Origin of the sequence: Streptomyces olivochromogenes (assembly GCF_021538895.1) — a bacterium.
Taxonomy (GTDB): domain Bacteria; phylum Actinomycetota; class Actinomycetes; order Streptomycetales; family Streptomycetaceae; genus Streptomyces; species Streptomyces olivochromogenes_A.
In genome coordinates this window covers 1-26734 of the sequence record NZ_JADDRL010000125.1, presented here as the reverse complement: position 1 = coordinate 26734, position 26734 = coordinate 1, and the positions used below count along the sequence as shown (strand labels likewise).

The window sequence follows — 26734 nt, the reverse complement described above, 5'->3', positions numbered from 1 at the left end:
CCACTTCCGAGCCACCGAGCGCTTGCCGTCCGCCCGTCAAGCGCCTGCCTCCAGCACACCGAGGGTTCGCCTTCACCCCATAGAGCACTCGTCATCCCCCGCCGAGTGCTCGTTTTCACACCACCGAGCACTCGTCCCTCCCCCACCGGCGGGGCGCTCGCGCTCCTCTTTCCAGCGCGCCCACCGAGCACTCGCCTCCGCACCCAGCAGACGCTCGCACTCCCGCTCCCACCGCGCGCTGGCTTTCCGGCGCACCGAGTACTGGCCGTACTCGCCCCCACCGAGTGCCAGCCGTCGGCCACACCGAGAACTCGTCTCCGCCCCCACCCCCAGGCGCTCGCGACTCCGGCCGCCCGCGCACTCCTCATTCAGCGCGCCGAGCACTCGCCGCTCACGCCCTGCCCACCAAGCACCCCGCCCCGGCCCACCGGGCACTCGCCCCCACCGAGCACTCAGCGTCCCACCGGCCCGCGCCCCCCAAGCCCTCGTCTTCCAGCCCACCGAGTCGGGTGGTGGGTGGGCGCAGGGGCCGGGGTCCAGGGGGCGGAGCCCCCTGGTGCGTGGCGACGGGTAGGGGGCCGGGAAAACGAACGGGCCCGCCCCCGGGAGCCAGGGGCGGGCCCTTTTTCGTCCTCGCGGTGGCACCGCCATGCAGCACCGCGAGGGGTTCTATTCCACCGGCATCGGCTCAGCCGAAGCGGCCGGAGATGTAGTCCTCCGTGGCCTGGACCGACGGGTTGGAGAAGATCCGCTCCGTGTCGTCGATCTCGATCAGCCGGCCGGGCTGCCCGACGGCGGAGAGGTTGAAGAACGCCGTACGGTCGGAGACACGCGCCGCCTGCTGCATGTTGTGCGTCACGATGACGATCGTGAAGCGCTCCTTCAGCTCACCGATCAGGTCCTCGATGGCGAGGGTGGAGATCGGGTCCAGGGCGGAGCAGGGCTCGTCCATGAGCAGCACCTTCGGCTCGACCGCGATCGCGCGGGCGATGCACAGACGCTGCTGCTGACCACCGGACAGACCCGAGCCGGGCTTGTTCAGCCGGTCCTTGACCTCGTTCCAGAGGTTCGCGCCCTTGAGCGACTTCTCGACGACGTCGTTGAGCTCGCTCTTCTTGAACTTGCCGTTCAGGCGCAGGCCCGCCGCCACGTTGTCGAATATCGACATCGTCGGGAACGGGTTCGGGCGCTGGAACACCATGCCCACCTCGCGGCGGACCGACACCGGGTCGATGCCGGCGCCGTACAGGTCCTCGTCGTCCAGCAGCACCTTGCCCTCGACGCGGCCACCGGGGGTGACCTCGTGCATCCGGTTGAGGGTGCGCAGGAACGTCGACTTGCCGCAGCCGGAGGGACCGATGAACGCGGTCACGGAGCGCGGCTCGACGGTCATCGAGATGTCCTCGATCGCCTTGTGGGAGCCGTAGTAGGCGGTGAGTCCGCTTACGTCGATTCGCTTGGCCATGTGTCTACTTCACTTCCAGAAATTCAAGCTTCGGTCGCTGTATGGCCGCGTCAGCGACCGGACTTCGGGGCCTTCCAGCGGGCGATGCCGCGGGCCGCGAGGTTGAGGATCATCACGAAGGCGATCAGCGTGAGCGAGGCGGCCCAGGCGCGGTCGTACGCCGCGTTGGCGCCCGCGCTCTGCGAGTACTGCTGGTAGATGTACAGCGGCAGCGACGCCTGCGCACCCTCGAACGGGTTGTTGTTGATGAAGGGGTTGCCGAAGACCAGCAGCAGCACCGGCGCGGTCTCACCCGCGATACGGGCGATGGCCAGCATGACGCCGGTGGTGATACCGCCGATGGAGGTCGGCAGGACGACCTTGAGGATAGTCCGCCACTTCGGCACACCGAGCGCCAGCGAGGCCTCGCGCAGCTCGTTCGGTACGAGCTTGAGCATCTCCTCGGTGGAGCGGACCACGACGGGCATCATCAGGATGGCCAGGGCCAGGGAACCCGCGAAGCCGAAGGGCTGCATGTCGAAGATCAGCATGAGGCTGAGGATGAACAGGCCCGCGACGATCGACGGGATACCGGTCATCACGTCGACGAAGAACGTGACCGCACGGGCGAGGTTCCCGCGACCGTACTCCACCAGGTAGATCGCGGTGAGGATGCCGATCGGGGCACCGATCAGGGTGGCCAGGCCGACCTGCTCCAGGCTGCCGATGATGGCGGCGTAGACGCCACCGCCGGGCTCGGAGTCGGCGACGACACCCATGGAGTGGGTCAGGAAGTAGCCGTCGAGGACCTTCACACCGCGGGAGACGGTCACCCAGACCAGGGAGACCAGCGGGATCACGGCCAGCAGGAACGCGACCCAGACCAGCGAGGTGGCGATGCGGTCCTTGGCCTGACGACGGCCCTCGACCTTGGCGGCGATGCCGTACGTGAACAGGAGGAACAGGACCGCGGCGATCAGGCCCCACTGGACCTTGCTGTCCAGGCCGGCGCCCATGCCGATGCCGATCGCCACGGCGAGGGCGCCGCCGGCGATGGCCCACGGGGACCACTTCGGGAGGGTGGCGCCGCGCAGCGTGCTGCGGCGCTTGTGGGAAACGGCTGCGGTGCTCATGCGTTGGCCCCCGAGTACTCCTTGCGGCGGGCGATGATCGCGCGGGCCGCGCCGTTGACCACCAGGGTGATGACGAACAGCACCAGACCGGAGGCGATCAGCGCGTCACGGCCCTGCTCGGTGGCCTCACCGAACTTGCTGGCGATGTTCTGGGCAAAGGTGCCGCCGCCCGGGTCGAGCAGGCTGGCCTGGATGTCGTAGCTCGGGGAGAGCACGGTGGCCACGGCCATGGTCTCGCCGAGGGCGCGGCCGAGGCCGAGCATCGAGGCGGAGATCACGCCGGAGCGGCCGAAGGGCAGGACCGCCATGCGGACGACCTCCCAGCGCGTGGCGCCGAGGGCCAGTGCGGCCTCCTCGTGCATCTGGGGGACCTGGCGGAAAACCTCGCGGCTCACGTTGGTGATGATCGGCAGGATCATGATCGCCAGCAGGATGCCGACGGTGAGCATGGCGCGGGGAGCCCCGCCCTCCCAGGAGAGGATGCCGGTCCAGCCGAAGTAGTCGTTCAGCCAGCCGTAGAGGCCCTGCATGTGCGGGACGAGGATCAGGGCGCCCCACAGGCCGTACACGATGGAGGGCACCGCGGCGAGCAGGTCGATCACGTAGGCGATCGGACCGCTCAGCTTGCGCGGCGCGTAGTGCGTGAGGAACAGCGCGATCGCGACGGCGATCGGAACCGCGAGCACCATGGCGACGATCGAGGAGACGACCGTGCCGAAGGCCAGGACCGCGATACCGAAGACCGGCGGATTGAGGTTGGTGTTCCACTCGAAGGTGGTCAGGAAGTTGCCGTGGTCCTTGCTGATCGCGAGGGAGGCGCGGTAGGTGAGGAAGACCGCCATCGCGGCCATGATCACCAGCAGCAGGATGCCCGACCCACGGGTGAGACCGAGGAAGATTCGGTCACCGGGCCGGGTGGCGCCACGGGCCGCGCGCTTGCGCTCGGCCTCGGTGGGTGGAGGGGTGGGGGGAGATGCGTCTGTGGTCTGTGTCGATATGTCCATCGGGGTCTCCGGTCTGCGGAGCCGCGGGGTGGGCGGCTCCATGAAGCCGTGGACCCGCTGTGGGGGACACGGCTCCGGGCGGCGGTGCACCGGACGGTGCGGCCCGGCCCTGACTGGGACCGGACCGCACACTCGGATCAGGTCAGCTCAGGCCATCGATGGTGGTGCGGACCTTGGCGATGATGTCGGCGGGGATCGGCGCGTAGTCGTTCTCCGACAGGACCTTCTGGCCGTCCTCGCTGGCGATGTAGCGGAGGAACGCCTTGGTGGCGGGCAGGGTGTCCGCCTTGTTGCCCTTGTCGCAGAGGATCTCGTACGTCACCAGGGTGATCGGGTAGGCGTTGTCGGCCTTGGTGGCGTAGTCGAGCTGCAGCGCCATGTCCTTGCCGGTGCCGATGACCTTGGCAGCGGCGATGTCCGCCGTGGCGGACTCGACCGACGGCTTGACCGGGGTGCTGGCGCCGGTCTTGATCGCGACGGAGGTCATGTCCTTGGCGTAGGACAGTTCGAAGTAGCCGATGGCGCCGGAGTTCTGCTTGACACCCTGGGCCACACCCGCGGAGCCGGAGGCCGCCTGGCCGCCCTTGGCCTGCCAGGCCTTGCCGCCGGAGTACTTCCAGTCGTTCGGGGAGGTGGCGATCAGGTACTTGGTGAAGTTGTCCGTGGTACCGGAGTCCTCGGAGCGGTGGAACGCCTGGATCTTCAGGTCGGGAAGCTTCGCGTCGGGGTTCAGCTTCTTGATCGCCGCGTCGTTCCAGTTCTTGATCTTGCTGTCGAAGATCTTGGCGATCGTCTGGGAGTCCAGGACCAGGTTGTCGACACCCGGGACGTTGTAACCGAGGGCGATCGGGCCGCCGACCATCGGGAGGTCGATGCCCTGGCCGTCCTTGCAAACCTGCTTGGAGGCGGTGACCTCTTCGGGCTTCAGCGCCGAGTCGGAACCGGCGAAGGCGACCTGACCCTGGGTGAACGCGGTGACGCCCGCGCCCGAGCCGCTGCCCTTGTAGTTGATCTGCACACCACAGGCCTGCGAGAACTGCTTCACCCAGGCGTCGATCGCGTTCTTCTGCGCGGAGGAGCCGTCGGCAAGCAGCTGACCCTTGGCGTCGTCGCACTTGATCGAGCCGGCGCTGGCCGAAGCCGTCGACTTGCCCGCGTCGTCCTTCTTGCCGGTGTCGTCCGAGCCGCACGCCGTCAGGGCCAGGGCGCCGGAGACGGCGACAGCACCGAGGGAAAGGGCGCGCAGCCGGTTCTTGCGCTGAAGCTTCACTTTCGGGAGTTCCTTCCAGGAGCCGCCACCTTCGGCGGCGTGCGAAGTCGTCGTGGTGCGAGTGCCGACTAGGTCGCACTCCGCACCGGGTAAGGCCGAAATTAGGCAGAACAGGTGAAGCCGCCGAAGGCCATAAGTGAACGGCGGGTGAACCCCTGCCGTCGGCCTGGTTAGGTCACGGAATGCTCACGGGGAGGGCACGCGCAGGTCCCGACTTCCCAAGGGTTACACAGGTGGCCCGCGTGGCATCCGCGATGAGTGCAAACCTCCCGCGCACACGTATGCGAACCCGTTGGAACCCTCGGACCCACGGGTTCGTCTCGTTCCACGGAAGCCGACGAAAGGCACGGGTATGGAACGGCGTACGTTCATCTCAGGCGGCGCGGCCGCGTTGGCGACGGCCACGGTGGCGGGATGCGGCACAGGCGGCGGCCCGGCCGCCACGAGCTCCTCGTCCGCTACGGCCGGTACGTCGCTTTCGACCACATCTTCGCGTACGTCGCTGAAGACCACCAGTGCTGCGGCCGCGGCGGACTGGGCGGCCCTCGCCCGTGACCTCGACGGCCCCCTGATCCGCCCCGGTGACGCTTCGTGGAAGACGGCGCACCAGCTGTACAACACGCGCTTCGACGGGCTGAAGCCCGCCGCGGTCGCCTACGTGTCCCACCCGGACGACATCCGCACGACGCTGGCCTACGCCCGGGCCCACGGCATACACGTGGCGATACGCAACGGCGGCCACTCCTACGCGGGGTGGTCGTCGGGCAACGGCCGCCTGATACTCGACGTCTCCAAGCTGAACCGCATCCGGGTGAGCGGCGGCCAAGCGGTGGTCGGGGCCGGCTCCAAGCTGATCGACGTCTACCGCGCACTCGGCGCGAAGGGCGTGACCATCCCGGCGGGCTCCTGCCCCACGGTCGGCGTGTCCGGCCTGGTCCTGGGCGGCGGTCACGGAGTGGTGTCCCGCGCCTACGGCCTGACCTGCGACAGCCTGACCCAGGCCACGCTGATCACGGCGGACGGCAAGCAGCTCACCGCCAACGCGAGCACCAACGCGGATCTGTTCTGGGCCCTGCGCGGCGCGGGCAACGGCAACTTCGGCGTCGTCACCGAGCTCCAGTTCAAGACCCACCCCGCGCCCCAGGCCGTGACCGGCTACCTGACCTGGCCGTGGGCGAAGGCGGCCGCGGTGATCAAGGCGTGGCAGGAGTGGGGCCCCAGCCAGCCGGACGAGATCTGGTCCTCGCTCCACCTGGCGAAGTCGCAGGGCGGCTCCCCCACGATCTCGGTGGCCGCCTTCTCCCTGGGCACCTACGGCGAACTCAAGAACGCGGTGGACCGCCTGGCCGACAAGGTCGGCGCCAACGCGACGAGCGTGTCGCTGCACCGCCGCGGCTACGAGGAGGCGATGGAGATCTACGCCGGCTGCTCCTCCTTCTCCACGGACGCCCAGTGCCACCTGCCGGGCTCCACCCCCGGCCGCTCCACCCGGGGCGCGCTGGGACGCGAGACCTACGCGGCCCGCTCCGACTTCTTCGACCGCTCGCTCTCGGCGGCCGGCATCCAGACGCTGCTCGCGCAGACGCTTGCCGTCCGGGGCGGCGCCGGCAGCATCGCCCTCACCGCACTCGGCGGCGCGGTCAACCGGGTCTCCCCCACCGCGACGGCCTTCGTCCACCGCCGCTCCCGCATGCTGGCCCAGTACATCGCCTCCTGGGGGGCGGGCGCCTCCGGCAGCGCGGCCCAGTCCTGGCTGACGTCGGCCCACGACGCGATGAAGCCGTACGCGTCCGGGGCGGCGTACCAGAACTACACGGACCCGACGCTCAAGGACTGGCGCAAGGCGTACTACGGGGACGCGGCGGCCCGCCTGAAGCAGGTGAAGACGAAGTACGACCCGAACCGCTTCTTCAGCTACCCGCAGTCGCTGTAGTCCGGGCCGGACGGCCGGGTCCCTCCTGGGCGGCCGGGCCCCGCGTCTCGAACGCCGGGGTCAGGCCGCCAGGTCCCGTTCCTCCGACGCCGCCGGTGTCCGGGAGCCCGGCACCAGGGCGTCGCCCGTGCCGGTCGCCGGAGCCGTCCGGCGGATGAGCCGGCCCGCCCTCGGGGACCGCTCGACCGCCTTCATCACCGGCGTGAGCAGGGCCATGGCCAGCGGCGACAGCAGCAGCACCACGGCCGTGCCGAGGGCGAACCCGCCGACGACGTCCGTCGGGTAGTGCACGCCCATATACACCCGGCAGAACCCTTCGAGCAGCGCGAGCCCGATGCCGGCCAGACCGAACTTCCTGTTGGCGACGAACAGCCCGACCCCCAGGGCCATGGTGATCGTCGCGTGGTCGCTCACGAAGGAGTAGTCGGTCTTCCCGGAGACGAGGACGTCGAGCCCCTGGTGATCACGGAACGGCCGGGGCCGCTCGACGAACCCCCGTATCGGCACGTTGACGAGGACGGCGATGGCGGCGGCCAGCGGCGCCCACACGAGCGCGGCGACCGACGAGGCGGCCTCCTGGGCGCCGCGCCGCCGCACGGACCACCAGCACCAGACCACGAGCAGCACGAGCGCGATCAACAGCCCGTACTCACCCACGAACTCCATGACCCGGTCGAACCAGGCGGGCGCGCTCTTGGCCAGGCCGTTGATGTCGTAGAGCAGGTTGACGTCGGGGTTCGATCCGGATTCGGCGAGTACAGCCATCGTGCTGCGGCCCCTTCGTCGTCTTCCCGGACGCACCTCGCGTGCGCCGCTCCTGCCACCCCCGTGGTCTGTAGATCCGCTTCCGCTGCACTGACGTCCGCTCGGCTACGTCAACAGGAACGCACGACCCCCGTTGATACGTTCCACACTCCACCGAATGATCACGCAGACGTTATCGAAGAGAGACTCATCGCCGCAGCTCAGGGGGTGGGTTCACCGTCCGCTCACACCGTCGTGGGCAGCGCTTTCGCGCCATCTTCGGTGACACGGGTGGCACCGAAGTAGTCCGGGGTGTCGATCGGGTCGAACCGGATCACGGCCCCCGACCGCGGGGCGTCGATCATGTACCCGCCGCCGACGTAGATGCCCACGTGCCGGATGGCCCGGGAGTCGGTCAGATCGTCCGAGAAGAACACCAGATCACCCGGCAGCAGTTCGTCCCGGTCCGGATGCGCCCCCGCGTTGTACTGATCGTTGGCCACCCGAGGAAGCGTGACCCCCACACTCTCGTAGGCAGCCTTCGTCAACCCCGAACAGTCGAACCGCCCACCCTGGTCAGCGGTGCCGTCACCACCCCACAGATAGGGAGTACCGAGCTTCTTCTGAGCGAAGTAGATGGCCCCGGCGGCCTGCCGGGAGGGATCTACGCGGGAGACGGGGGCGGCGAAGCTCTTCTCCAGGGTGCGGATCGTCTTGACGTAGTTCTGGGTCTCGCGGATCGCCGGAACCCCGCCCGCCTTTATGACGCGGTACGCGCCCGCGTTGTAGGCGGCGAGCATGTTGTCCGAGACGTCTCCGGGCACGTCCTTGACGTACTTGGCGAGTTCGCAGTCGTACGACGCGGCCGATGGAATCGCGTCATTCGGATCCCAGATGTCTCGCTTGCCGTCCCCGTTCCCGTCGATGCCGTGCGTCGCCCAGGTGCCGGGGATGAACTGGGCGATGCCACGGGCGTCGGCGCCGCTGACGACCTTCGGGTCCCAGCCGCTCTCCTGGTACAGCTGGGCGGCGAGCAGTGCGGGGTTGATGGCGGGGCAGAGGTTGCCCCACTGCGCCACGATCGTCTTGTAGGCGGCGGGCACAGCGCCCTTGGCCAGCCCGACCCGGCCCGAACCGGTGCCGTTGACCAGGTTGCCGGCGACGATGTACACGCCGACGACGAGCAGCATGACGAAGCTCAGGCCGAGCCCGACCGCCGCCGCCCCGGCCACCCATACTTTCCGCACGGCTCAACCCTCCCCCATGTCGGCCCCGTTCAACGCCATTTCGGTCGAGAGTGGCGTCATTTCACCGTGAAGCCGTCGCACATGACGCTCGTGTAGTCGTCGGGCGTGCGGATGTGGTGCCACTCGACGGTCCAGTCGCCGGGGTCGTTCGTGAGCGGGATCGACCGGAACACCTTGCCGTTGACCCAGGTTTGGAAGTCGTCCGGGTAGGTGACGGCCTTCCAGGCGGTCGGGTCGGCGCCGTACATGTCGATCGGCTTGCTCAGGTAGCCCACGTTCGCGTTGTCGCTGAGCAGCCCCTCTACGGGCTTCCCGGTGTCGGGGTCGATGTCGTGGGGCGGCTTCACGCTGACGGTCACGTAGTACGGCTTGAGCGTCCCGGTGGCGTACTTGTCGCGGAACTCGATCTTGACCCGGTTGCCGAAGGCGCGGGATCCCGGCGCGTGTGACGGATCGCCAGGATCGGAGAGGGCTATCTGGAACCCGGCTGTGGCGCGCTCCTCGGCGGGCAGTTGGCACTGCCCGGCGGCCGAGTGCCACAGGGTCCGGTCGAGCTTGTCCGCCGCGTAGGCGGGTGCCCCCTTCGCGGACCCGGAGCCCTTGGAGGCGGGCGCCGAACTGCTCGCCGTCGCGCGGCCACCCGCGCCGGAGCCGTCGCCGCCCTCCCCCTTTCCCTGATCCATCAGGACGAAGACCGTGGCGACCCCGACTCCCACCACGGCGCCCACCGCCACCGCGACCATCCAGGGTGCGCCACGCCGCCGGGCGGGCAGGGTGACCTGCGTGGGTGTGTAGGTGTGGGCGTGGGCGCCGTACGGTGCCTGCCCGGCCGTCGGCAGGTCGTGCGGGCTCGCCGGTCCGGCCGGCGGGGTCGCCGGGACCGGCGGCACGGTCGGGGTCTGCGGTACGGCTTCGCTCAGCGCGCCGAGGCCCTGGTAGAAGGAGTCCTCGACGAGCGCCGCGCGTACCCCGCACCCCGCGATCACCTCGGCGAGCCCGGGCCGGGCGGACGGCTCCTTGGCCACGCAGGCCTCGACGAGAGCCGCCAACTCCGGCTGCACGCCCGCGAGGTCGATGGCCTCGTGCACGGCCCGGTAACCGACACCGGCAGGATCGCCCGCGCCGAAGGGCGGTCGTCCGGTCGCCGCGTACGCGAGCGTCGCGCCGAGCGCGAACACGTCCGCCGCCGGGCCGACCTCGTTGCGCAGCAGCACCTCGGGGGCGGTGAAGCCGGGCGTGCCGGGCGCGAACCCGGCCTCGGTGAGCGCGGTCTGCCCCGCGCCCCGGGCTATCCCGAAATCGATGAGCTGGGGTCCCTGGGCGGCGAGGATCACGTTCTGCGGCTTGAGGTCCCGGTGCGTGACGCCGTGCGCGTGCACCGCGGCGAGGCCCTCCGCGAGCGCGGCGAACAGCCCCCGGCACGTGTCGGCCGGCAGCGGCCCCCGCTTCCCGACCGCCCCACCGAGCGTCGGCCCCGCCACATACTCCGTGGCCAGCCAGTACGGCGCCGCGTCCAACGAGGCGTCGATGAGGTTGGCGGTGTACGCGCTGCGTACCGCCCGGGCCGTCTCCACCTCGCGTCGGAACCGGGCCAGTGCCTCGGGATGGTCGGTGATCTCGTCCCGGATCACCTTGATGGCCACGAGCCGCCCGCCGGGCGAGCGTCCGAGGTACACCTGCCCCATGCCGCCGGCGCCGAGCCGTGCGAGCAGCGTGTGCGTGCCTATGTGCGCCGGGTCCTGAGGCTTGAGTGGGTCCACCCAACCGACCTTGCCACAAAGATCAGTTCGCCCGCGCCGCGTCCTCGTACAGCCTCGCCGCCTCCTCGCCCAGGACCACGCTGTACGAGGTGTCGTCCGTGGAACCGCCCTGTTCGTGGCCGCCGAGTACGCCCACCACCTCGTGGTCGCCGTTCACCCAGGGGCTGCCGCTGGTGCCGCTGCTGAAGGAGGGGCAGTCGATGCGCTGTTGGGTGCTGCTGTGGGCGGAGGGCTTATTGGTGCAGCTGATGGGGGCTTCGCGGATGTCGGGGTAGCCGGTGACCGTCACGGCCGTGGCCCCGGTCGCCACCCCCGTGGCGAAGTGGTTCCCGCCCACGACGTCCTCGATCTGCTGACCGTCCCGCTCGTCCACGTCGGCGAACGCGACGTCACTGTCCTCGTCCTGCCCGTTGGACCAGCCGTCGGGCAGGAATCTCCGGCCGACCCGCCACACCCCGTACGGCGCCTTCCCCTCCCGATAGCCGGGGACGAACACGAGGTCGGCATCGTCGTCGGTGTCGGTCTCCACGCAGTGCGCCGCCGTGACGATGAGGTTGCGCCCCCGGCTGTGGACCACGGAGGCGGTGCAGAAGTGGCCCCCGGCCAGACGGTCCGCCCGGTCGGCGCTGAACAGCGCCCCGACCCGCACGCTGTGCGCGCCGGTGGCGGCCACGGCCGTGACCCCCAGCGGGCCCGGCCCGTCGTCGGCCGCGGCCACGGAGGCCGAGGTGGCGGCCAGCAACACCATCACGCCGCCGAGCAGGACGGGACGCGAGGTACCTGAGATGCGTGAGCAGCGCTTCATCAGGCATCACTCTGTCCCAGGAAGGTGAGAATCGCTCCCCGACGTGACTGAGAATTTTCCGTGAATCGCCCGGGAGGGCAGAGGTCGGAACGTCAGAACGTCGTCGTCATGCCGCCGTCGACCGCGATCGTCTGGCCGGTGACGAAGGACGCCGCGTCGCTCGCCAGGAAGACGACGATGCCCGCTATCTCGGCCGGACGGCCCCAGCGGCCGAGGGCGGTACGGGTGCGCAGCCAGCGGTCCCGCTCGGGGTCGTCCGCCGCTCGGGCGTCGGCCTCCGTCGCGAACGTGCCCGGCGCCACCGAGTTGACCGTGGTCCCGCTGGGGCCGAGGTCGGCGGCGAGGGCGCGGGTCAGGCCGTCGAGGCCCGCCTTGGCGGTGGCGTGGGCGACGTCCCCGGTGCGGGCGAGCTCGCCGACGGTCGAGCAGACGTTGATGACGCGGCCGGGCCTGCCGTGCTCGGACAGCCCCCGGGCGACGGCCTGACTCAGGGCGTACGCCGAGGTCAGGTGGACGTCGAGCAGGCGGTCCAGTTCGTCGGGGGTCATCTTCTCGATGCCGCTGCGGCGGTGGCCGACGTGGTTCACCAGGATGTCGACGGGGCCGAGGGCGGTCACCGCCTCCTCGGCGGCCGCGCGGTCGGTGACGTCGAAGGCGGCGCACAGCACGTCCAGCCCGTCGTCACGCAGCCGCGCGGCCACGGCGTCCAGGGCGGCCGGGTCGCGTCCGTTGAGGATCACGCGGGCGCCCGCCCCGGCCAGGCCGCGGGCCATCTCCAGGCCCAGGCCCCGTGACGAGCTGGTGACCAGGGCCGTACGCCCGCCGAGCGTGAAGTCCACGACGCCCGAGCACATCCGGCCACCTCCTTGAACGGTTGATTCCGCTCACGGTAACCGCGCCCGCCGGCCCCGGTCCCGCCGCCCCGGTCACAGGACGGCGGCGATCTTGAGCCCCCAGCTGACCCCGGTCAGCTCCTCGGACAGCGTCCACAGCCGCTGCGCCGCCACCGGGTCGCTCGCCGCCGCGATACGGCCCACGAGGGTGGGCGCGCCGCGCATCTCGCCCAGGCCGTCGGGGCCGACGTAACTGGCGCCGGGGAGGTCCTGGGTCGCGGCGTAGAGGGTGGGCAGGGCGCCCGCCCTGTTGTCCTGGGCCAGGAAACGGTTGCCGACCTGCATGAGGACGCGGGCGACCGGGTTCGCGGTGTGGCTCTGGAGGTTGGTGGCCGCCCAGCCGGGGTGGGCCGCGAGGGCCCGTACGGGTGATCCGGACTCGGTGAGGCGGCGCTGCAGCTCCAGGGTGAACAGGAGGTTCGCCAGCTTGGACTGGGAGTAGGCGCGCTGCGGGGTGTAGCGGCCCGTGAGGTTGGGGTCCTCGAAGTGGATCACGCGGTCGCCCATGCGGTGGGCGCCGGAGGCGAGCGTCACCACCCGGCCGGTGACGTACGGCAGCAGCAGGTTCGTCAGGGCGAAGTGGCCGAGGTGGTTCGTGCCGAACTGCATCTCGAAGCCGTCCGCGGTCCGCTGCTCCGGGAGCATCATCACGCCCGCGTTGTTGATCAGCAGGTCCAGCGGGCCGTCCCAGGAGGCGGCGAACTCGCGGACGGAGGCCAGGTCGGCGAGGTCGAGGCGCCGTACCTCCGTACTGCCGCTCACCCGCGCGGCGGCGGCCCCGCCGCGTTCGAGGTCCCGTACGGCGAACACCACGTGCGCGCCCGCGCGGGCCAGCGCGTCGGCGGCGGCGAAGCCGATGCCGCTGTTGGCGCCGGTGACGACGGCGGTGCGGCCGGAGAGGTCGGGGAGGTGGGTCGCGTTCCATGTGCGCGCCTTGAGCGCGTCGGTGTTGTCAGCCATGCCGCCAATGTAGGCGGCGGCAACAATGCTGTCAATGACAACAATGGTGACGGCGACAACAATGCTGCCGCCGACTACATCCCGATACGATGGTCCGCATGCCCGAGAGCCGCCCCTACCACCACGGAGACCTGCGCTCCGCCCTCCTCACGGCCGCCGAGCGCACCCTGCGCGACCGCGGCGCCGGCGCGCTGTCCCTGCGCGAACTGGCCCGCGAGATCGGGGTCAGCCACGCCGCCCCCGGCCGGCACTTCAAGGACAAGCAGGCACTGCTCGACGCCCTGGCGGTAGCGGGGTACGAACGGCTGGCCAAGACACTGGAGTCCGCCGACGACCCCGCGCTCCCCCTGGAGCCGCGGCTGTCCGCACTGGCGAAGGCGTACGTCGGGTTCGCCGTCGAGAACGCGGCGCTGCTGGAGCTGATGTTCACGCGCAAGCACGAACCCGAGGCCTCGGCGCAGCTCGCCGCCGAAGTCGAGCGGTCCGTGGGCTCCTTCATGCGGCTGGTCGCGGACGCGCAGGCGCGCGGCGAGGTCGTCGCGGGCGACCCGGAACGCATCACCCTGGTCGCGGCCGCGAGCCTGCACGGCCTCGCCACCTTCGCCGCCAACGGCTCGATCCCGCCGGAACAGGCCCTGGCCGGCCTGGACGAGCACGTGCACCACCTGCTGCACGGCCTCAAGCCCCGCTGAGCCCGCAACGCGGAAGTCCGTGCGGACTTGCGGCCGTTCGGGCCGCCCGGGCCGGCGTGAGAACATCGAGTCGACCACTCACCCGACCAGCCGTCAAAAACCTGCGCCGGCCGTAAAGAGGGTCAACGACGGAACCACACGACAGGTTCCGCTCAGGCCTCATTGCCCGGCGTGACCTGCCGTGATACACAGAGTGACCATACGAGGCACGTGTACCAAACCCGCCAATCAATGACGTCAAGTCGACATACGACGGCGTCATTGTCGGCGAGAATGAGGCCTGACCTCTGCGCACCGCAGGGGGCTAGCGGAACTACCCACCAGGGGCGGTGACTTACATGCTCTTTGCGGCCGACAAGGGAGACATCAACACCATCATCGGCGGGATCGCTCCGGACTGGGGCCCCTTCGGCAGCCTGGGCAACGAGGCGAAGGTGATGATCGAGGTGGTGATGGCCGTGGCCATCCTGCTCTGCCTCGGCATCGCCGTCTGGGGTGCCGCCAAGCAGCGCATCGGCGCCACGGCCCTGCGGGACACCTTCAGCGCCGAGCAGGGCAAGGGCCTCATCATCGCCGGTCTGACCGGAGTCTTCATCATCGGCTCGCTCGGCACGCTGTTCACCATCGTCTACGGCATGGCCGTGTAGCCGCAGGCCCCTCACGTCCTCGCGTCCGCTCCGGGCACGCCCGGTCCCCCCGACTTCACCCGCCCGTCGCGCCCACCGGCTGAGGTTACGTTTCCCTGATGTCGAGTCATCACACCGCGCCCGCGCGGGAACCAGCACGGCTACCGTCGTACTTCTACGGTGTCCGGTACGACGTCGAGGGGGCGTACGCGGCATGAGTCTCGATGACGATTCCTCCGGGGGTTACGCCGAGACGGGGCAGACCCGCACGCGGCTCCCCGAGGGCGATCCGTACGGCGGTGCGCGCCGGGGCGCCCGGTCCTCCTCCAGAAGCCTGGTCACGGTCGTCGGTGTGGTCGTCCTCCTCATCGCCGCGATCGCGTTCGCGAACCGCGGCGGCGACGACCCGAAGTCGCCCTCCGACAGCAACCAGGACAAGCCGGCAACTTCACCAACCGCGGCAACCGGAGACAAGCCGGTGGAGTCGAAGGCCGGGGGGATTCCTTCGGGGTTCGCGCACAGTGAGCAGGGGGCGCAGAGTGCGGCGGCCAACTATGCGGTGGCTCTGGGCTCGGCCGACATGTTCAGCAAGTCCAGGCGCGACGCGATCCTTCAGACCGTCATCACACCCTCCCGGGTCTCCGGTTTCGAGGCATCGCTCGACCAGGCATACACACCCGCGTTCAACAAGAGTGTCGGCCTGAACGAGGACGGTTCGACACCGAAGGGCTACACGTTCGTCTCTCGTACGAGCCCGATCGGCACCAAATCCACCGAGTCCTCCAGCGACACCGCGACAGTCGAGGTCTGGTGCAGCGGCCTGCTCGGACTTGCGGGCCAGAATTCCACGAACCCGGTCACCAACAGCTGGTTCACCATCACCATGAAACTTGAGTGGACCGCCGGCGGCTGGAAGATCATCACGCACTCACAGAAGGAAGGCCCAGCGCCCGTTCCCGGCGACGACAAGGCCTCCAGCGCCGATGAAATGTCGAAGGCCGTTGAGGAGTACGGAGGGTTCACCTATGCCCGCTAGCCGACGCGTACTCAAGCTGACCGCCGCAGTCACGGCCGTGCAGACCGCAGCGGTTCTCACGGCGACCCGCGCCCTCGCAGCGCCCACTCCGAGTCCGTCATCCTCGAAGAGCAACAACCCCTGCGACCTGATCCACGGCCCCGCCAAGGACTACTGCGAACGAGACTCCGGTTCCAAAGGCATCACCGGCACCGGCACCGACCCCCTCTCCACCACCCTCGACCCCCTCTCCTCGCTCGCCAAGGGCTGTGCGGATGCCGCGTCCTGGACGATCGGGAAGTTGAGTGACGCGGTGAAGGAGACGGCGAACGTCGACTTCACGAATGCCAAGTTCCTGCAGCAGTACGCCGTCGTGTTCGCCGCCTCGACGATCCTCACGCTCCTGCTGTGGCTGCTGGCCGTGGCCAAGCGGGCCGTACGCGGCGTCCCCCTCACCACCGCGCTGTCGGAAGCCATCGGCTTCCTGTGGCTGACGGTGCTGGCGTCCGCCTTCACCCCGCTGATCCTGTACACCGTGGTCTCCGCGACCGACGGCGTCACCGACGTCCTCGCCAAGGCCACCGGCGACCAGACGGACACCTTCTTCGGCACCTTCTCCGGCGCCCTCGGCAAGGGCAACGACATCGGCGGCGGCCCGATCATGCTGATCGTTGTGTCACTGGTGTCGATCCTCGCCGCCGGCATCCTGTGGCTGGAGCTCGTCATCCGCGCCGCCCTGCTGTACGTGGGCGCCCTCCTCGGCACCGTCGTCTACGCCGGACTGGTCGACAAGAACCTGTGGGGCCACGTCCGCCGCTGGGCCGGCATCATGATCGCCGTCATCCTGGTCAAACCGGTGATCGTCATCGTGCTCGGCCTAGCCGGCGCCCTGTCCGGCGACGACGGCCCCAACGCGTTCTCCGCCGTGGTCTCCGGCCTCGCCATCATCCTGCTCGCCATCTTCGCCAGCGCGATGATCTACCGCTTCGTCCCGGGCTTCGGCGACGAGATCGCCAGCGGCCGCAACAACCGCATCATGCAGGGCGCGGAGAGCAAGGCCGCCGCGGTCATCAGCTCCCCGGCCACCCTGGTCGCGCAGGGCATCAAGACGCACAGCGCCCGCGCCGACAACAACGGCGGCGGCGGTCAGTCCGGCTCCGGCGGCCCCCGCCCGGCCAACCCGGTCCAGGGCGGAGTCGCCGCGCACAGCACACGCTCCTCGAACAGTGGCGGCGGCGGATCCGTCCCCTCCGCCACACCCGCACCGCGCGCGCCCAGCCCCGCGAACACTCCGCATGCCAGTAACACCCGCAACAGCAGCAACCGCTCGGGAGGTGAAGGGCGTTGACGACCGAGTCCCACATGTCCCATCCGGTCACGCCCCGCCGTACATATCTGATCGGCCGCGCCCGGCCGAACGCGATCGTCGGCCGGAACCGTGAGTCCGGCGAGATCGCGCTGATCGTCGCGGGCGCGTTCCTCGGCATGATGTGCGGTCTCCTGGTCCCCGTGCTGTCCCTGCGCATCGTGCTGCTGACGGGCTTCCCGCTGCTGGCGCTGATGGCGGTGTACGTGCCGTACAAGCGCCGGACGTTCTACAAGTGGTTCGAGATCAACCGCAGCTACAAGCGGACCCTGCGGCAGGGCACCGTGTACCGCAGCGGCGTGATGGAGGCCGGTACGCATCTCGACGGGCGGGAGATCGAGGTCGGGCCGCCGCCCGGGATCGGGCGGATCACCTGGCTCGCCGCGCCGTTCGGCCCGGACGAGATCGCCGTCCTGCTGCACGCGGACCGCAAGATGGTCACCGCCGCCATCGAGATCGAGGGACCCGGCGTCGGCCTGCGCGACTCCGAGGACCAGGAGGCCCTCGTCGACCGTTTCGGCACGCTGCTCAAGCACGTGGCCAACGGCGACGGTTTCGTCACCCGGCTCCAGATGCTCGCCCGCACCCTGCCCGCCGACCCCGACGCCCACGCCAAGGACGTCGCGCTGCGCGGCGACGAGAAGGCGCTGACGTGGCTGCAGCAGTCGTACGACCAGTTGCAGTCGATGGTGTCCACCAGCAGCGAGCAGCACCGCGCCTATCTCGTGGCCTGCATGCACTACACGCGCGAACTGGCCGCCGAGGCGCACGCCATGGCGCGGGCCGCGCGGCCGCAGTCCGGGCGGAAGCTGGACCGGGACGCGGGGCTGGCGGTCGTCATGGCGCGCGAGCTGACCGACATCTGCTCGCGGCTCCAGGAGGCGGACATCCGGGTGCGGCAGCCGCTCGGCCAGGGCCGGCTCGCCTCGCTCGTGCACTCCATGTACGACCCGGACCACCCGATCGACCACATCCAGGCGATGACGAAGCGCAATGCCTGGCCGGCCGAGCTGGACGCCATGGAGCCCACCTACCTCCAGGCCAAGACCCGGGAGTCCGCCACCCGCGCACCTTGGTGTCACGCCACGGCCTGGGTGAAGGAGTGGCCGATGACGCCCGTCGGCGTCAACTTCCTGGCCCCGCTGCTCGTCCACACCCCGGACGTCATCCGCACGGTCGCCGTCACGATGGACCTCGAACCCACCGAGGTCGCCATCGAGCGCATGCTGACCGAGAAGACGAACGACGAGGCCGAGGCCAGCCGCGCCGCCAAGATGAACCGCACCGTCGACCCGCGCGACATCGCCGCCCACAACCGTCTCGACCAGCGCGGCGAGGACCTCGCCAGCGGCGCCGCGGGCGTCAACCTGGTCGGCTACATCACCGTGTCCTCCCGCTCCCCGGAGTCCCTGGCCCGCGACAAGCGGACGATAAGAGCCTCGGCCGGAAAGTCGTACCTGAAGCTGGAGTGGTGCGACCGAGAGCACCACCGGGCCTTCGTGAACACACTCCCGTTCGCCACCGGCATCCGAAGGTAGGGCAAAGCATGCGGGATCCGCTGTCCGTCCTCACCGACGCCTTCACGTCCTTCCTCTTCGGGAAGGTCGAGACGACCCGGCTGCCGGTGCGCACGTCCACGGGCCAGGCCCAGGCGGTCTACCTCCCGACCGCCGCCCCCGGCCTCGGCGACTCCGGCGTCATCATCGGCCGCGAGGTGTACTCCGGGAAGGGCTACATCTACGACCCCTTCCAGCTGTACGGCCAGCAACTCCCGGCCCCGCACTGGCTGGTCCTCGGGGAGTCCGGCAACGGCAAGTCGGCGCTGGAGAAGACGTACGTCCTGCGCCAGCTGCGGTTCCGCGACCGGCAGGTCGTCGTCCTGGACGCGCAGGGCGAGGACGGAGTGGGCGAGTGGAACCTCATCGCCCAGGAGCTGGGGATAACTCCCATCCGGCTGGACCCGACGGCGGCACTGGACCACGGGATCCGGCTCAACCCCCTCGACCCGTCGATCACGACGACCGGTCAGCTGGCGCTGCTGCGCACGATCATCGAGGTCGCGATGGGGCACGGCCTGGACGAGCGGTCCGGGTTCGCGCTCAAGGTGGCGCACGCGTACGTCAACGAGACGATCGTCGAACGCCAGCCGGTGCTGACCGACATCGTCGAGCAGCTACGGCACCCCGAGCCGGAGTCGGCCGAGGCGATGAACGTCGCCATAGACGACGTACGGGCGTGGGGCCTGGACGTGGCGCTGGTCCTGGACCGCCTGGTCGACGGTGACCTCCGGGGCATGTTCGACGGCCCGACGACGGTCGGCATCGACCTGGACGCCCCGCTGATCGTCTTCGACCTCTCGCACATCGACCGGAACTCCATCGCCATGCCGATCCTGATGGCGATCGTCGGCGTGTGGCTGGAGCACACCTGGATCCGCCCCGACCGGAAGAAGCGCATCTTCCTGGTCGAGGAGGCCTGGCACATCATCAACAGCCCGTTCGTGGCGCAGCTGTTCCAACGGCTGCTGAAGTTCGGGCGACGGCTGGGTCTGTCGTTCGTGGCGGTGGTCCACCATCTGTCCGACGTCGTCGACGGCGCGGCGGCGAAGGAGGCCGCGGCGATCCTGAAGATGGCGTCGACGCGGACGATCTACGCCCAGAAGGCCGACGAGGCACGGGCGACGGGCCGGGTGCTGGGCCTGCCCAGGTGGGCGATGGAGATCATCCCCACCCTCACACCCGGTATCGCGGTGTGGGACGTCAACGGCAACGTCCAGGTGGTCAAGCACCTGGTGACCGAGACGGAACGGCCGCTGGTCTTCACCGACCGCGCGATGACCGAGTCGTCCACCGACCTGGAGGCCGACGACGCGCTGCGGGCCGCCGAGCTGGAGGCGGAGGAACGGGCGGCGGCCTTCGTGGAGCAGCACCTCGGGGACTCCGAATCGACGGTGGCATAGGGGGACATCGTGAGACCGGACGATCACCAAGACCGCCGGCGGGAGACCCAGGGCGGGATTCCCGACGGCCTGCTGATCGGGATACTCGCGTTCCTCCTCGGCATGACCCTGCTGGTGTGGACGGCGACGGGACTGGCCGGGTGGTTCTCGCGGGGCGCCTGGCCGTCGGCCGTCACCTTCACCCGCACCCCCCTGGCCATGCGGCACCTCATCGGCAGTCCGCACGACATCACGGGCGCCTGGCCGGACACGCCCGCGGACCAGCTCTCCGGGTACGGGCTGTTCTGGGGCCTGTTCATCGGCCAGTTGATGGTGCTGTTCGTCCTCACCGTGTTCGTGATGGGGACACTGGCCCGCTGGAGAGCGGGGAAGGCCCGGCGACGCTCCGAGAAGCGGGTGGCGAAGGGGCACGCGGCCGCGGCGAACCGGCCGCGGCACGAAGTACCGGTACCGGTACCGCGCCAGGAACAGGACCCCCAGCCGCAGTCCCAGCCCCAGCCCCAGCGAGAGGCACAGTCAGCGGCCCCGGAGCCGGAAGCACCGCCGGCCCCCGAATCCCAGCCGCAGCCGGAGCCGCAGCAGACGAAGGTCCTCCAGGCAACGGCCCCACAGGAGCACGCCCCCCGCTTCCAGGCCGACGACTCACGCGTGGACGGATGGGGAAAGACCCTCGTGGCCCCGAGGGAGAGCCGGCAGGCCACCGCGGCCCAGGCGATCCGCGACGCGGAAGGCCCCGTCCTGGTCGTCACCTCCAACCCCGCCCTCTGGCTGGACACGAAGGACGCCCGGGCCAAACTCGGCCCCACCCTCCTCTACGACCCCACCCACCTCTGCGACACTCCGGCCCGCCTGCACTGGCCCCCCACGACGGGCTGCGAGGAGAAGCAGACGGCTACGGCGAGAGCGGCCGCCCTCCTCGCCCCCATCAGACCCACGGCCAAGGTCGACCAGGCCCTCGCGGACACCGCCGAAACCCTCCTGCGGAGCTATCTGCACGCCGCCGCCATCGACAACCGCACCATCCGCCACGTACACCGCTGGACGCAGGGCACCCAGATCCAGGACGCGGTACGAACCCTGCGCACGAATCCGAAGGCGGCCCCCGGCGCGGCGGGCGAGCTCGAAGCGGCGCTCACCGGGCACCCCGAACGCCGGGACATGGCCCAGCAGTTGACGAGCCGCGCGCTGTCCGCGCTCTCCACGGTCAACATCCGCGAGTCGTGCACCGCAAACCGAAATGATGCGCTTGCCTTGGATTCCTTCGTCAACGAAGGGGGCACGCTTTATGTGGTCGGTGAATCCATCGAGGACCCCAGGACCAACCCCGGGGCGATGCCCCTCCTGACGGCCCTCGTCTCCAGCGTGGTCGAGCGCGGCCGGCGCATGGCCGAACGGTCATCCTCCGGTCGGCTCGACCCACCACTGACCCTCGTGCTCGACGACATCGCGGCCGTCGCCCCGCTCCCCAGGCTCCCCGACCTGCTGGCCGACGGGGCGGAGCGGGGAATGCCGACGCTGGCCCTGCTCCGCTCCCACGAGCAGGGCCGCGCCCGCTGGCCGCACCACGAACTGCCCGTGTGAGACGCGGCCGGACCGGCTGTCAGATCCCGTACTTCTCCTCGTACTTGGCGAGAATCTGAGCCGCCTGCCCCTTCATGCGGTGTTCGGCCCGGGCCCGCGCGATCTCGCCGATCTCCGCGGGGGTGTGCCCGAGCCAGCGCATGGTGTTCAACGCGATGCTGATGATGTCCACGACTTCCCGGGCGGCGGCGTCGCGGTCGCCGACCGCGAGATGTTCCTCCAGCTCGTCGAACTGGATGTCCGTGGCTCGCCGGAAGTGGGACAGGGGCTTGTCGGCCACCTCGTCGTGCACTTCCTGCCAGGCATCCCAGATGTCCTGGAACGGACCGAGCTCTTCCTCCACGCCGCCACCTTCTGTCTACGTTGTCAGTACCGCCGGGTCGACCCCCTGCCCCATGAGCAACCCCGAGCCGAGGAACAGGAATCCCGCCAGGACCAGCGTGATCATCCGGCGCTGGGAGAGCTGCGGGATCTCCACTTCGTTGATCTTCAACCCCCCTCCGACGATCGCGACGGCGATACATACAGCGCCCAGCACTTGCAGACTCATACATCCCCCTCGACGAGTCATTCAGCTTGCCTGTATGTAATTTTCCACACTATCGGATGGGTGTCTATACGGCTCACAGTGCGAATCTGCGGAGAGCCTCCAGGTCGTGCAAGGTGATCTGACGCCGTCCCGTGGTGACCAGCTTCTGCTCGCGCAGTTTGCGCAGCTCGATGGCGACCGCGTCGCGCGACGCGCCGATCCGGCTGGCCAGGTCCTGCTGGGACATCGACACCGCCAGCACCCAGCCGTCGTCGGTCTGTTCACCGATCTCGTTGGCCAGCTCCAGCAGCCAGCGGGCGAGCCGGTTCCGCACGCCGAGCCGGGCGAGGAGCACCTGCTGATCGGACTGACGCCGGCGCCGGACGGCCGCCTTGTACATCTCCGGCCACAGCTTCTGCTCCTCCACGAACCGCAGGAGGTCGTCGGCCGCGATGTCGACCCCGACGACATCGGTGATGGTCGTGACCGTCGCGGACCGGGGCTCCTCCATCAGGACGCCCTCGTCCCCCATCACCTCACCGGGACCGCGGATCGCCAGGATGACCTCCGCGCCGTCGCTCGCGCGCTGCGTCACCTTCACATGACCTTCCTCGATGACCAGCACCGAGTGGGAGGGCTGACCCTCCCAGAAGATCACCTGCCCCTCCGGGAACCGCACCTCCGTCCCCTGCGCCCGCAGCGCCCGCTGCAGCTCGTCGGGCAGGAGGTGCATGATGGAGTGGTCCTGTTTTCCCATGGAGTTGAGTGTACGAATCCGCACTCGTCCACGGGATACCCCACACAGACCTTCTTTCGGGGACAGAGGTCCCCGTCAGGCCTGATCCGGCCCGATCCAAACGAGAGGCCCTAGGAGCGCGGCAGGACGAACTCCAGCTCCTGCTCGCCCGTGTCCCCGGCGAGCGCCACGGTCACCCCGCTCGGCGCGAACCCCACCTTCCGGTAGGCGGCCTGGGCCCGGGAGTTGTCCTCGTGCACGAGCAGACGCACCCGCTCGGCACCGCGCTCCCACGCCCACTCAAGACCGGCCTCGAACAGCGCCTTGATCAGCCCGTTCCCGCGGTGCTCGGGCCGTACGAACACACCGACGACATGCGCCTGCCGCCGCTCGACCGGGAAGCCCGCCCAGTCGGTCGACCCGGCCTCCTCGACCAGCACGGTCACCGTGCCGACCCACTCCCCGTCCGAGGCCTCGGCGATGAGCTGCCGGACCCCGGTCGCGTTCTCGGCGGAGTTCGCGGCCCGCTCCTGCCAGAAGGAGTCGGCCCGGGCGGCCGCGTCCTCGTACGTGTCGAGGAAGGCGAGCGGCGCGACCGGGTCCCGCAGCGCGTCGAGCCGCAACCGCCGCACAGCGGGCCACTCGTCGGCCCGTATCGCCCGGATCACATAGTCGTCGCTGATCAAGCTGCTCATGCGGACACGCTAGTACCCGCTCGCCGGCCGTTCACCTCATATAAGCCGGGGCCGTTGTCAGTGCCACGGTCTACCGTGACTCCCATGACAACTCTGCCGAACCGCCCGAACACCGCACTGCTTGTCATCGACGTCCAGAACGGCGTGGTGGCAGGCGCCCCCCACCGCGACACCGTCATCGCCAACATCAACACCCTCGTCGACCGGGCGCGCGCACAGGACGTGCCGGTGGTCTGGGTGCAGCACTCCGACGAGGAGCTCGTCCACGGCAGCGAGAGCTGGGAGTACGTCCCGGAACTGAAGCGCCGCGACACCGAGCCCCTCGTCGCGAAGAACTACCCGGACTCCTTCGAGGACACCGACCTGGAGTCCGTGCTGGCCGAGCACGGTGTGGGCCGGCTCGTCGTCGCGGGCGCCCAGACCGACATGTGCGTCCGCTCGACGCTGCACGGCGCCCTCGTCCGCGGGTACGACGCGACGCTGGTCGCCGACGCCCACACGACGGAGGACCTCACCAAGTACGGCGCTCCCGCCCCGGACCTGGTGATCGCCCACACGAACCTGTACTGGAAGTTCCACAGCGCACCCGGCCGCAAGGGCGGGACCGTCGACACGGCGGAGGTGACCTTCTAGCCGCTTCCCGGGACGGCCGGCCCGTCGGCCGTCCGGTCAGTCGCCGTCCTCCAGCTCCTCGGCCTGGTCGTTCGGCACGGACCCGTACAGGTCGTGCCTCGGCTCCGGCATCACGGACCCGGCCCCGCGCACGCTCTTCCAGATCGCCTCGTTGAAGGTCCGTTCGTCGATCTGGTCCTCCTTGGTGAGGTCCTGCTTCGCCGACACCTCGGCCAGGGGAAAGCCGGCCGTGTTCACCGCCGTGAGGTCGGTCGTCGGCCGCACGGCGTCGTACGGCGCCGCGTTCGGCCGGGCCGTGAAGGAGTTCACCATCGGAGTGGCGTACGCGTCGAACTGCGTCATGGGCCCCAGCCCCAGCAGCAGCTCGATCGTCCGCACCATGGAGGCGGTGCTGTAGAAGGTCGAGTCGACCCGCCCGGTGCGCGTGTACGGGCTGATGACCTGCGATATCGTCCGGTGCGCGTCGACATGGTCGGGCCCGTTCTGGGCGTCGTCCTCGGTCACGAAGATCGCGGTGGACTTCCAGAACTTCGAGTGCGAGACGGCGTCGACGAGCTGCCCGAGCGCCCAGTCGTTGTCGGCGACATAGGCCTTCGGGGTCGGCATACCGGCCTTGGTCCCCGAGGTGTGGTCGTTGGGCAACCGCACCATCTCGAAGGCGGGCAGCTCCCCGCTCGCCTCGTACTGGGCGAACTCCTTCTTCCACTCCTCGATCCGCGGACTGCCGCAGATCGCGGAGCGCGCCGGGAAGGTGCCGGCGGAGTCCGGGCAGCTGAGGTTGTACGGCCCGAAGTCGCGGTCGGTGCCCGCGTTGAGCACGGGATCCTCGGCGACGGCCTTCCCGCTCGCGTCCGCGCCCACGTAGAACCCGTAGTTGCGGAAGCTCACACCCTTGTCGTGGAGCCGCTGCCAGAGATAGGCGTGCTCGGGGTCGGTGTTGGGCGCGATCGCCGGGTCGCCGTTCTCGGACGGGTAGGTGTGGTTGCGGCCGGAGTAGTTGGCCGGCCAGCCCTGCTCGCTGTAGGGGTTGGAGTTGGCGGCCACGGTCCAGTTCCAGCCCTGGGCACTGACCTCGGCGTCGGCGTAGAAGTTGTCGAGGGTGACGAACTGCCGCTGCAGCGCGCGGGCGTTGGGCGCGGACTCGTCCCCGAAGAGATTGAGGGAGGCGTCCCCGTTGCCACGCCCCAGGGAGCCGAACTCCTGGTCGTAGGTCCGGTTCTCCTTGACGACGTAGATGACGTGCTTGATCGGCGTCTTCTCCCCGACCCGCCGCGGCACGACGGCACCGACGGCCCGCGGGCCGTTCCCCTCGGCGAACCCGTTGTTGGCGACGACGGTCCGCGTCCACCGACGCAGCTGCTTCGCCCCGCCGTCCAGCGCGATGGTGGACAGGGTGCCCTTCATCATCGAACCCGAGTACTGGTCGGGCGAGGTCGGAGCGGTGGAGGTCGGATTCGGATATCCGGGACCGTTGTTGGGCCCGGCCCCGAGTCCCTTGGCGTTGGTGACGTACAGCTTCCCGTCGTGCGCGACGACGGCGGTCGGATACCAGGCGGTGGGGATGAACCCGGCCGTACGCCCGTTCCTCAGCTCGACGACGGCGATGTCGTTGTTGCCGGAGTTGGCGACGTAGAGCCGTCGGCCGTCCTCCGACAGAGCGAGCGCGTCGGGACTGCTGCCGACGGGGGCTTGCCTGTACGGCGCGAGCCCGATCGTCCGCGTCACCTTGCGTGTGGCGACATCGACCACGCTGACCTGGTCACTGTCTCCGTTGGCGACATAGAGGGTCCGGTGCGCGGCATCGGTGATGACAGCGTTGGGATGGGTGCCGACCTTGACCGCGGTCTGCTGGACGGGACTCGCCCCGCTGAGGTCGAGGACGCTGACGGTGTCCCCGCCCTGGTTGGTGACGAACGCGGTCCCGCCGTCCTCCGCCAGGGCGACGGCGTACGGCGCGTGCCCCACGGCCACGGTCGCCATGGATCCGTCTCCCAGATTCACCACGGTGGCGGCATCCGCGAGCCGGTCGGCCACGACGAGCCGCTTGCCGTCGGGGGTCACGGCGAGACCGGCCGGGTACATGTTCACCGGCTGGCCCTCGGGGTTCTTCGTGGGCAGCTTGATGGGGCTGGTCTCGGTCAGCCGGCCGTCGCGCACGTCGTAGGTGTGGATGATCTCCCGCCCACCGCCACTGGCGTAGGCACGCCTGCCGTCGGGGCTGAAGGCGAGCCCGGTGAAGACGGCCTGGGGGCTGGGGTACGAGATGGTCTGTACGACCTCCGAGTCCTCGGGGTCGACCACTTGGAGGGACTGGGTGCCCTGGCCGGCGTTGGTCACCAGGAGCATGCTCCCGTCCGGCGACAGCACGGCGTTGAGGGGAAGATTGCCGAGCCGGGACTGGAGCCCGGCGGGGGTGACCTTGTAGCCGACGGGAGTTACGGCGGTCCCGTCGTCCTTCGGTCCTGCGGTGCCCTGTCCACCGACGGCCGCGAGGGCGACAGCGGCTCCGGTGACGAGCACGGCGGTACCTGCCAGCACAGTGACAACTCGACGTCTGTTTCTGCGTCTGCGGACCATGGGTCACGACGCTGACACGGAGCGTCGACGACTCCATGGACCCGCCATGGCGTGGACATGACCGTGGCGTGAACGCGAAAAAGCCCCAACTCGCGGGTTTTCACCCGGAGTTGAGGCTCCTTCTCAAAATTT

General features: G+C 69.7%; 24 protein-coding genes. 9 read left to right on the top strand and 15 right to left on the bottom strand.

From position 1 onward, the window contains the following. Positions 1–688: 688 nt before the first annotated feature. The 4 genes from pstB to pstS all read right to left on the bottom strand — a co-directional run bounded on the left by pstB (position 689) and on the right by pstS (position 4851). Entirely contained in the window at positions 689–1465 is a 777-nt protein-coding gene (gene pstB, locus IPZ69_RS39000; protein ID WP_235459469.1) for a phosphate ABC transporter ATP-binding protein PstB, read from the bottom strand. A 50-nt stretch (positions 1466–1515) separates the two neighbouring features. Beyond that, positions 1516–2577, bottom strand: a complete 1062-nt coding sequence (pstA, locus tag IPZ69_RS38995; protein ID WP_235459468.1) for a phosphate ABC transporter permease PstA — start codon at positions 2575–2577, stop codon at positions 1516–1518. After that, positions 2574–3581: a phosphate ABC transporter permease subunit PstC gene (gene pstC / locus IPZ69_RS38990; protein ID WP_235459467.1), complete on the bottom strand. Its 1008-nt coding sequence runs from the start codon at positions 3579–3581 to the stop codon at positions 2574–2576. Before pstC ends, pstA begins: the two co-directional genes overlap by 4 nt. Before the next feature lie 142 nt (positions 3582–3723). Further along, entirely contained in the window at positions 3724–4851 is a 1128-nt protein-coding gene (gene pstS / locus IPZ69_RS38985) for a phosphate ABC transporter substrate-binding protein PstS (RefSeq protein WP_235459466.1), read from the bottom strand. 352 nt (positions 4852–5203) lie between these two features. Here pstS and IPZ69_RS38980 point away from each other — a divergent pair, with 352 nt between their 5' ends. Continuing rightward, positions 5204–6784: an FAD-binding oxidoreductase gene (locus IPZ69_RS38980; RefSeq protein WP_235459465.1), complete on the top strand. Its 1581-nt coding sequence runs from the start codon at positions 5204–5206 to the stop codon at positions 6782–6784. Positions 6785–6844: 60 nt separating this feature from the next. On the opposite strand, the gene IPZ69_RS38975 is transcribed toward IPZ69_RS38980, so the two are convergent. The 6 genes from IPZ69_RS38975 to IPZ69_RS38950 form a co-directional block, all read right to left on the bottom strand. After that, complete coding sequence (locus tag IPZ69_RS38975; RefSeq protein WP_235459464.1) at positions 6845–7549, bottom strand: phosphatase PAP2 family protein; 705 nt, start codon at positions 7547–7549, stop codon at positions 6845–6847. A gap of 224 nt (positions 7550–7773) precedes the next feature. Beyond that, positions 7774–8718, bottom strand: coding sequence for a C40 family peptidase (locus IPZ69_RS38970; RefSeq protein ID WP_235459470.1), 945 nt, complete (start codon positions 8716–8718; stop codon positions 7774–7776). A gap of 113 nt (positions 8719–8831) precedes the next feature. Then, positions 8832–10535, bottom strand: coding sequence for a serine/threonine-protein kinase (locus IPZ69_RS38965; protein WP_235459463.1), 1704 nt, complete (start codon positions 10533–10535; stop codon positions 8832–8834). Between the two features lie 22 nt (positions 10536–10557). Beyond that, positions 10558–11340, bottom strand: a complete 783-nt coding sequence (locus IPZ69_RS38960; protein ID WP_235459462.1) for a trypsin-like serine peptidase — start codon at positions 11338–11340, stop codon at positions 10558–10560. Between the two features lie 92 nt (positions 11341–11432). Beyond that, positions 11433–12194, bottom strand: coding sequence for an SDR family oxidoreductase (locus IPZ69_RS38955; RefSeq protein WP_235459461.1), 762 nt, complete (start codon positions 12192–12194; stop codon positions 11433–11435). Between the two features lie 72 nt (positions 12195–12266). Beyond that, complete coding sequence (locus IPZ69_RS38950) at positions 12267–13193, bottom strand: oxidoreductase (RefSeq protein ID WP_235459460.1); 927 nt, start codon at positions 13191–13193, stop codon at positions 12267–12269. Positions 13194–13282: 89 nt separating this feature from the next. Here IPZ69_RS38950 and IPZ69_RS38945 point away from each other — a divergent pair, with 89 nt between their 5' ends. From IPZ69_RS38945 to IPZ69_RS38915, 7 genes are all read left to right on the top strand, one after another. Then, a complete protein-coding gene (locus tag IPZ69_RS38945; RefSeq protein WP_235459459.1) occupies positions 13283–13885 on the top strand; it encodes a TetR/AcrR family transcriptional regulator in 603 nt (200 codons plus the stop codon). Between the two features lie 338 nt (positions 13886–14223). Then, positions 14224–14532, top strand: a complete 309-nt coding sequence (locus IPZ69_RS38940) for a hypothetical protein (protein ID WP_014673544.1) — start codon at positions 14224–14226, stop codon at positions 14530–14532. Positions 14533–14725: 193 nt separating this feature from the next. Continuing rightward, a complete protein-coding gene (locus IPZ69_RS38935; protein ID WP_235459458.1) occupies positions 14726–15547 on the top strand; it encodes a hypothetical protein in 822 nt (273 codons plus the stop codon). Then, the gene (locus IPZ69_RS38930) at positions 15537–16874 is read left to right on the top strand and encodes a hypothetical protein (protein WP_235459457.1); all 1338 of its coding nucleotides are present in this window, start codon (positions 15537–15539) and stop codon (positions 16872–16874) included. The genes IPZ69_RS38935 and IPZ69_RS38930 overlap by 11 nt, the downstream gene beginning before the upstream one ends. A 14-nt stretch (positions 16875–16888) precedes the next feature. Continuing rightward, complete coding sequence (locus IPZ69_RS38925) at positions 16889–18430, top strand: SCO6880 family protein (RefSeq protein ID WP_374295362.1); 1542 nt, start codon at positions 16889–16891, stop codon at positions 18428–18430. A gap of 8 nt (positions 18431–18438) precedes the next feature. Continuing rightward, positions 18439–19851, top strand: coding sequence for an ATP-binding protein (locus tag IPZ69_RS38920; protein ID WP_235459455.1), 1413 nt, complete (start codon positions 18439–18441; stop codon positions 19849–19851). Between the two features lie 9 nt (positions 19852–19860). After that, positions 19861–21432, top strand: coding sequence for a type IV secretory system conjugative DNA transfer family protein (locus tag IPZ69_RS38915; RefSeq protein ID WP_235459454.1), 1572 nt, complete (start codon positions 19861–19863; stop codon positions 21430–21432). A 19-nt stretch (positions 21433–21451) separates the two neighbouring features. Here IPZ69_RS38915 and IPZ69_RS38910 read toward each other — a convergent pair whose 3' ends face one another. The 4 genes from IPZ69_RS38910 to IPZ69_RS38895 form a co-directional block, all read right to left on the bottom strand. Continuing rightward, positions 21452–21775 (bottom strand): hypothetical protein, encoded by a 324-nt coding sequence (locus IPZ69_RS38910; protein ID WP_235459453.1) that lies wholly within the window; start codon positions 21773–21775, stop codon positions 21452–21454. Between the two features lie 15 nt (positions 21776–21790). Then, on the bottom strand, positions 21791–21982 hold the full coding sequence (locus IPZ69_RS38905) for a hypothetical protein (protein ID WP_235459452.1): 192 nt from the start codon (positions 21980–21982) through the stop codon (positions 21791–21793). Between the two features lie 73 nt (positions 21983–22055). Beyond that, positions 22056–22718 (bottom strand): Crp/Fnr family transcriptional regulator, encoded by a 663-nt coding sequence (locus IPZ69_RS38900; RefSeq protein ID WP_235459451.1) that lies wholly within the window; start codon positions 22716–22718, stop codon positions 22056–22058. Between the two features lie 110 nt (positions 22719–22828). Then, the gene (locus IPZ69_RS38895) at positions 22829–23392 is read right to left on the bottom strand and encodes a GNAT family N-acetyltransferase (protein WP_235459450.1); all 564 of its coding nucleotides are present in this window, start codon (positions 23390–23392) and stop codon (positions 22829–22831) included. A gap of 84 nt (positions 23393–23476) precedes the next feature. Between IPZ69_RS38895 and IPZ69_RS38890 the strand changes: the two genes are divergently transcribed. Further along, entirely contained in the window at positions 23477–24025 is a 549-nt protein-coding gene (locus tag IPZ69_RS38890; protein ID WP_235459449.1) for a cysteine hydrolase family protein, read from the top strand. Between the two features lie 36 nt (positions 24026–24061). Here IPZ69_RS38890 and IPZ69_RS38885 read toward each other — a convergent pair whose 3' ends face one another. Then, complete coding sequence (locus tag IPZ69_RS38885) at positions 24062–26563, bottom strand: bifunctional YncE family protein/alkaline phosphatase family protein (protein ID WP_235459448.1); 2502 nt, start codon at positions 26561–26563, stop codon at positions 24062–24064. Positions 26564–26734 lie beyond the last annotated feature (171 nt).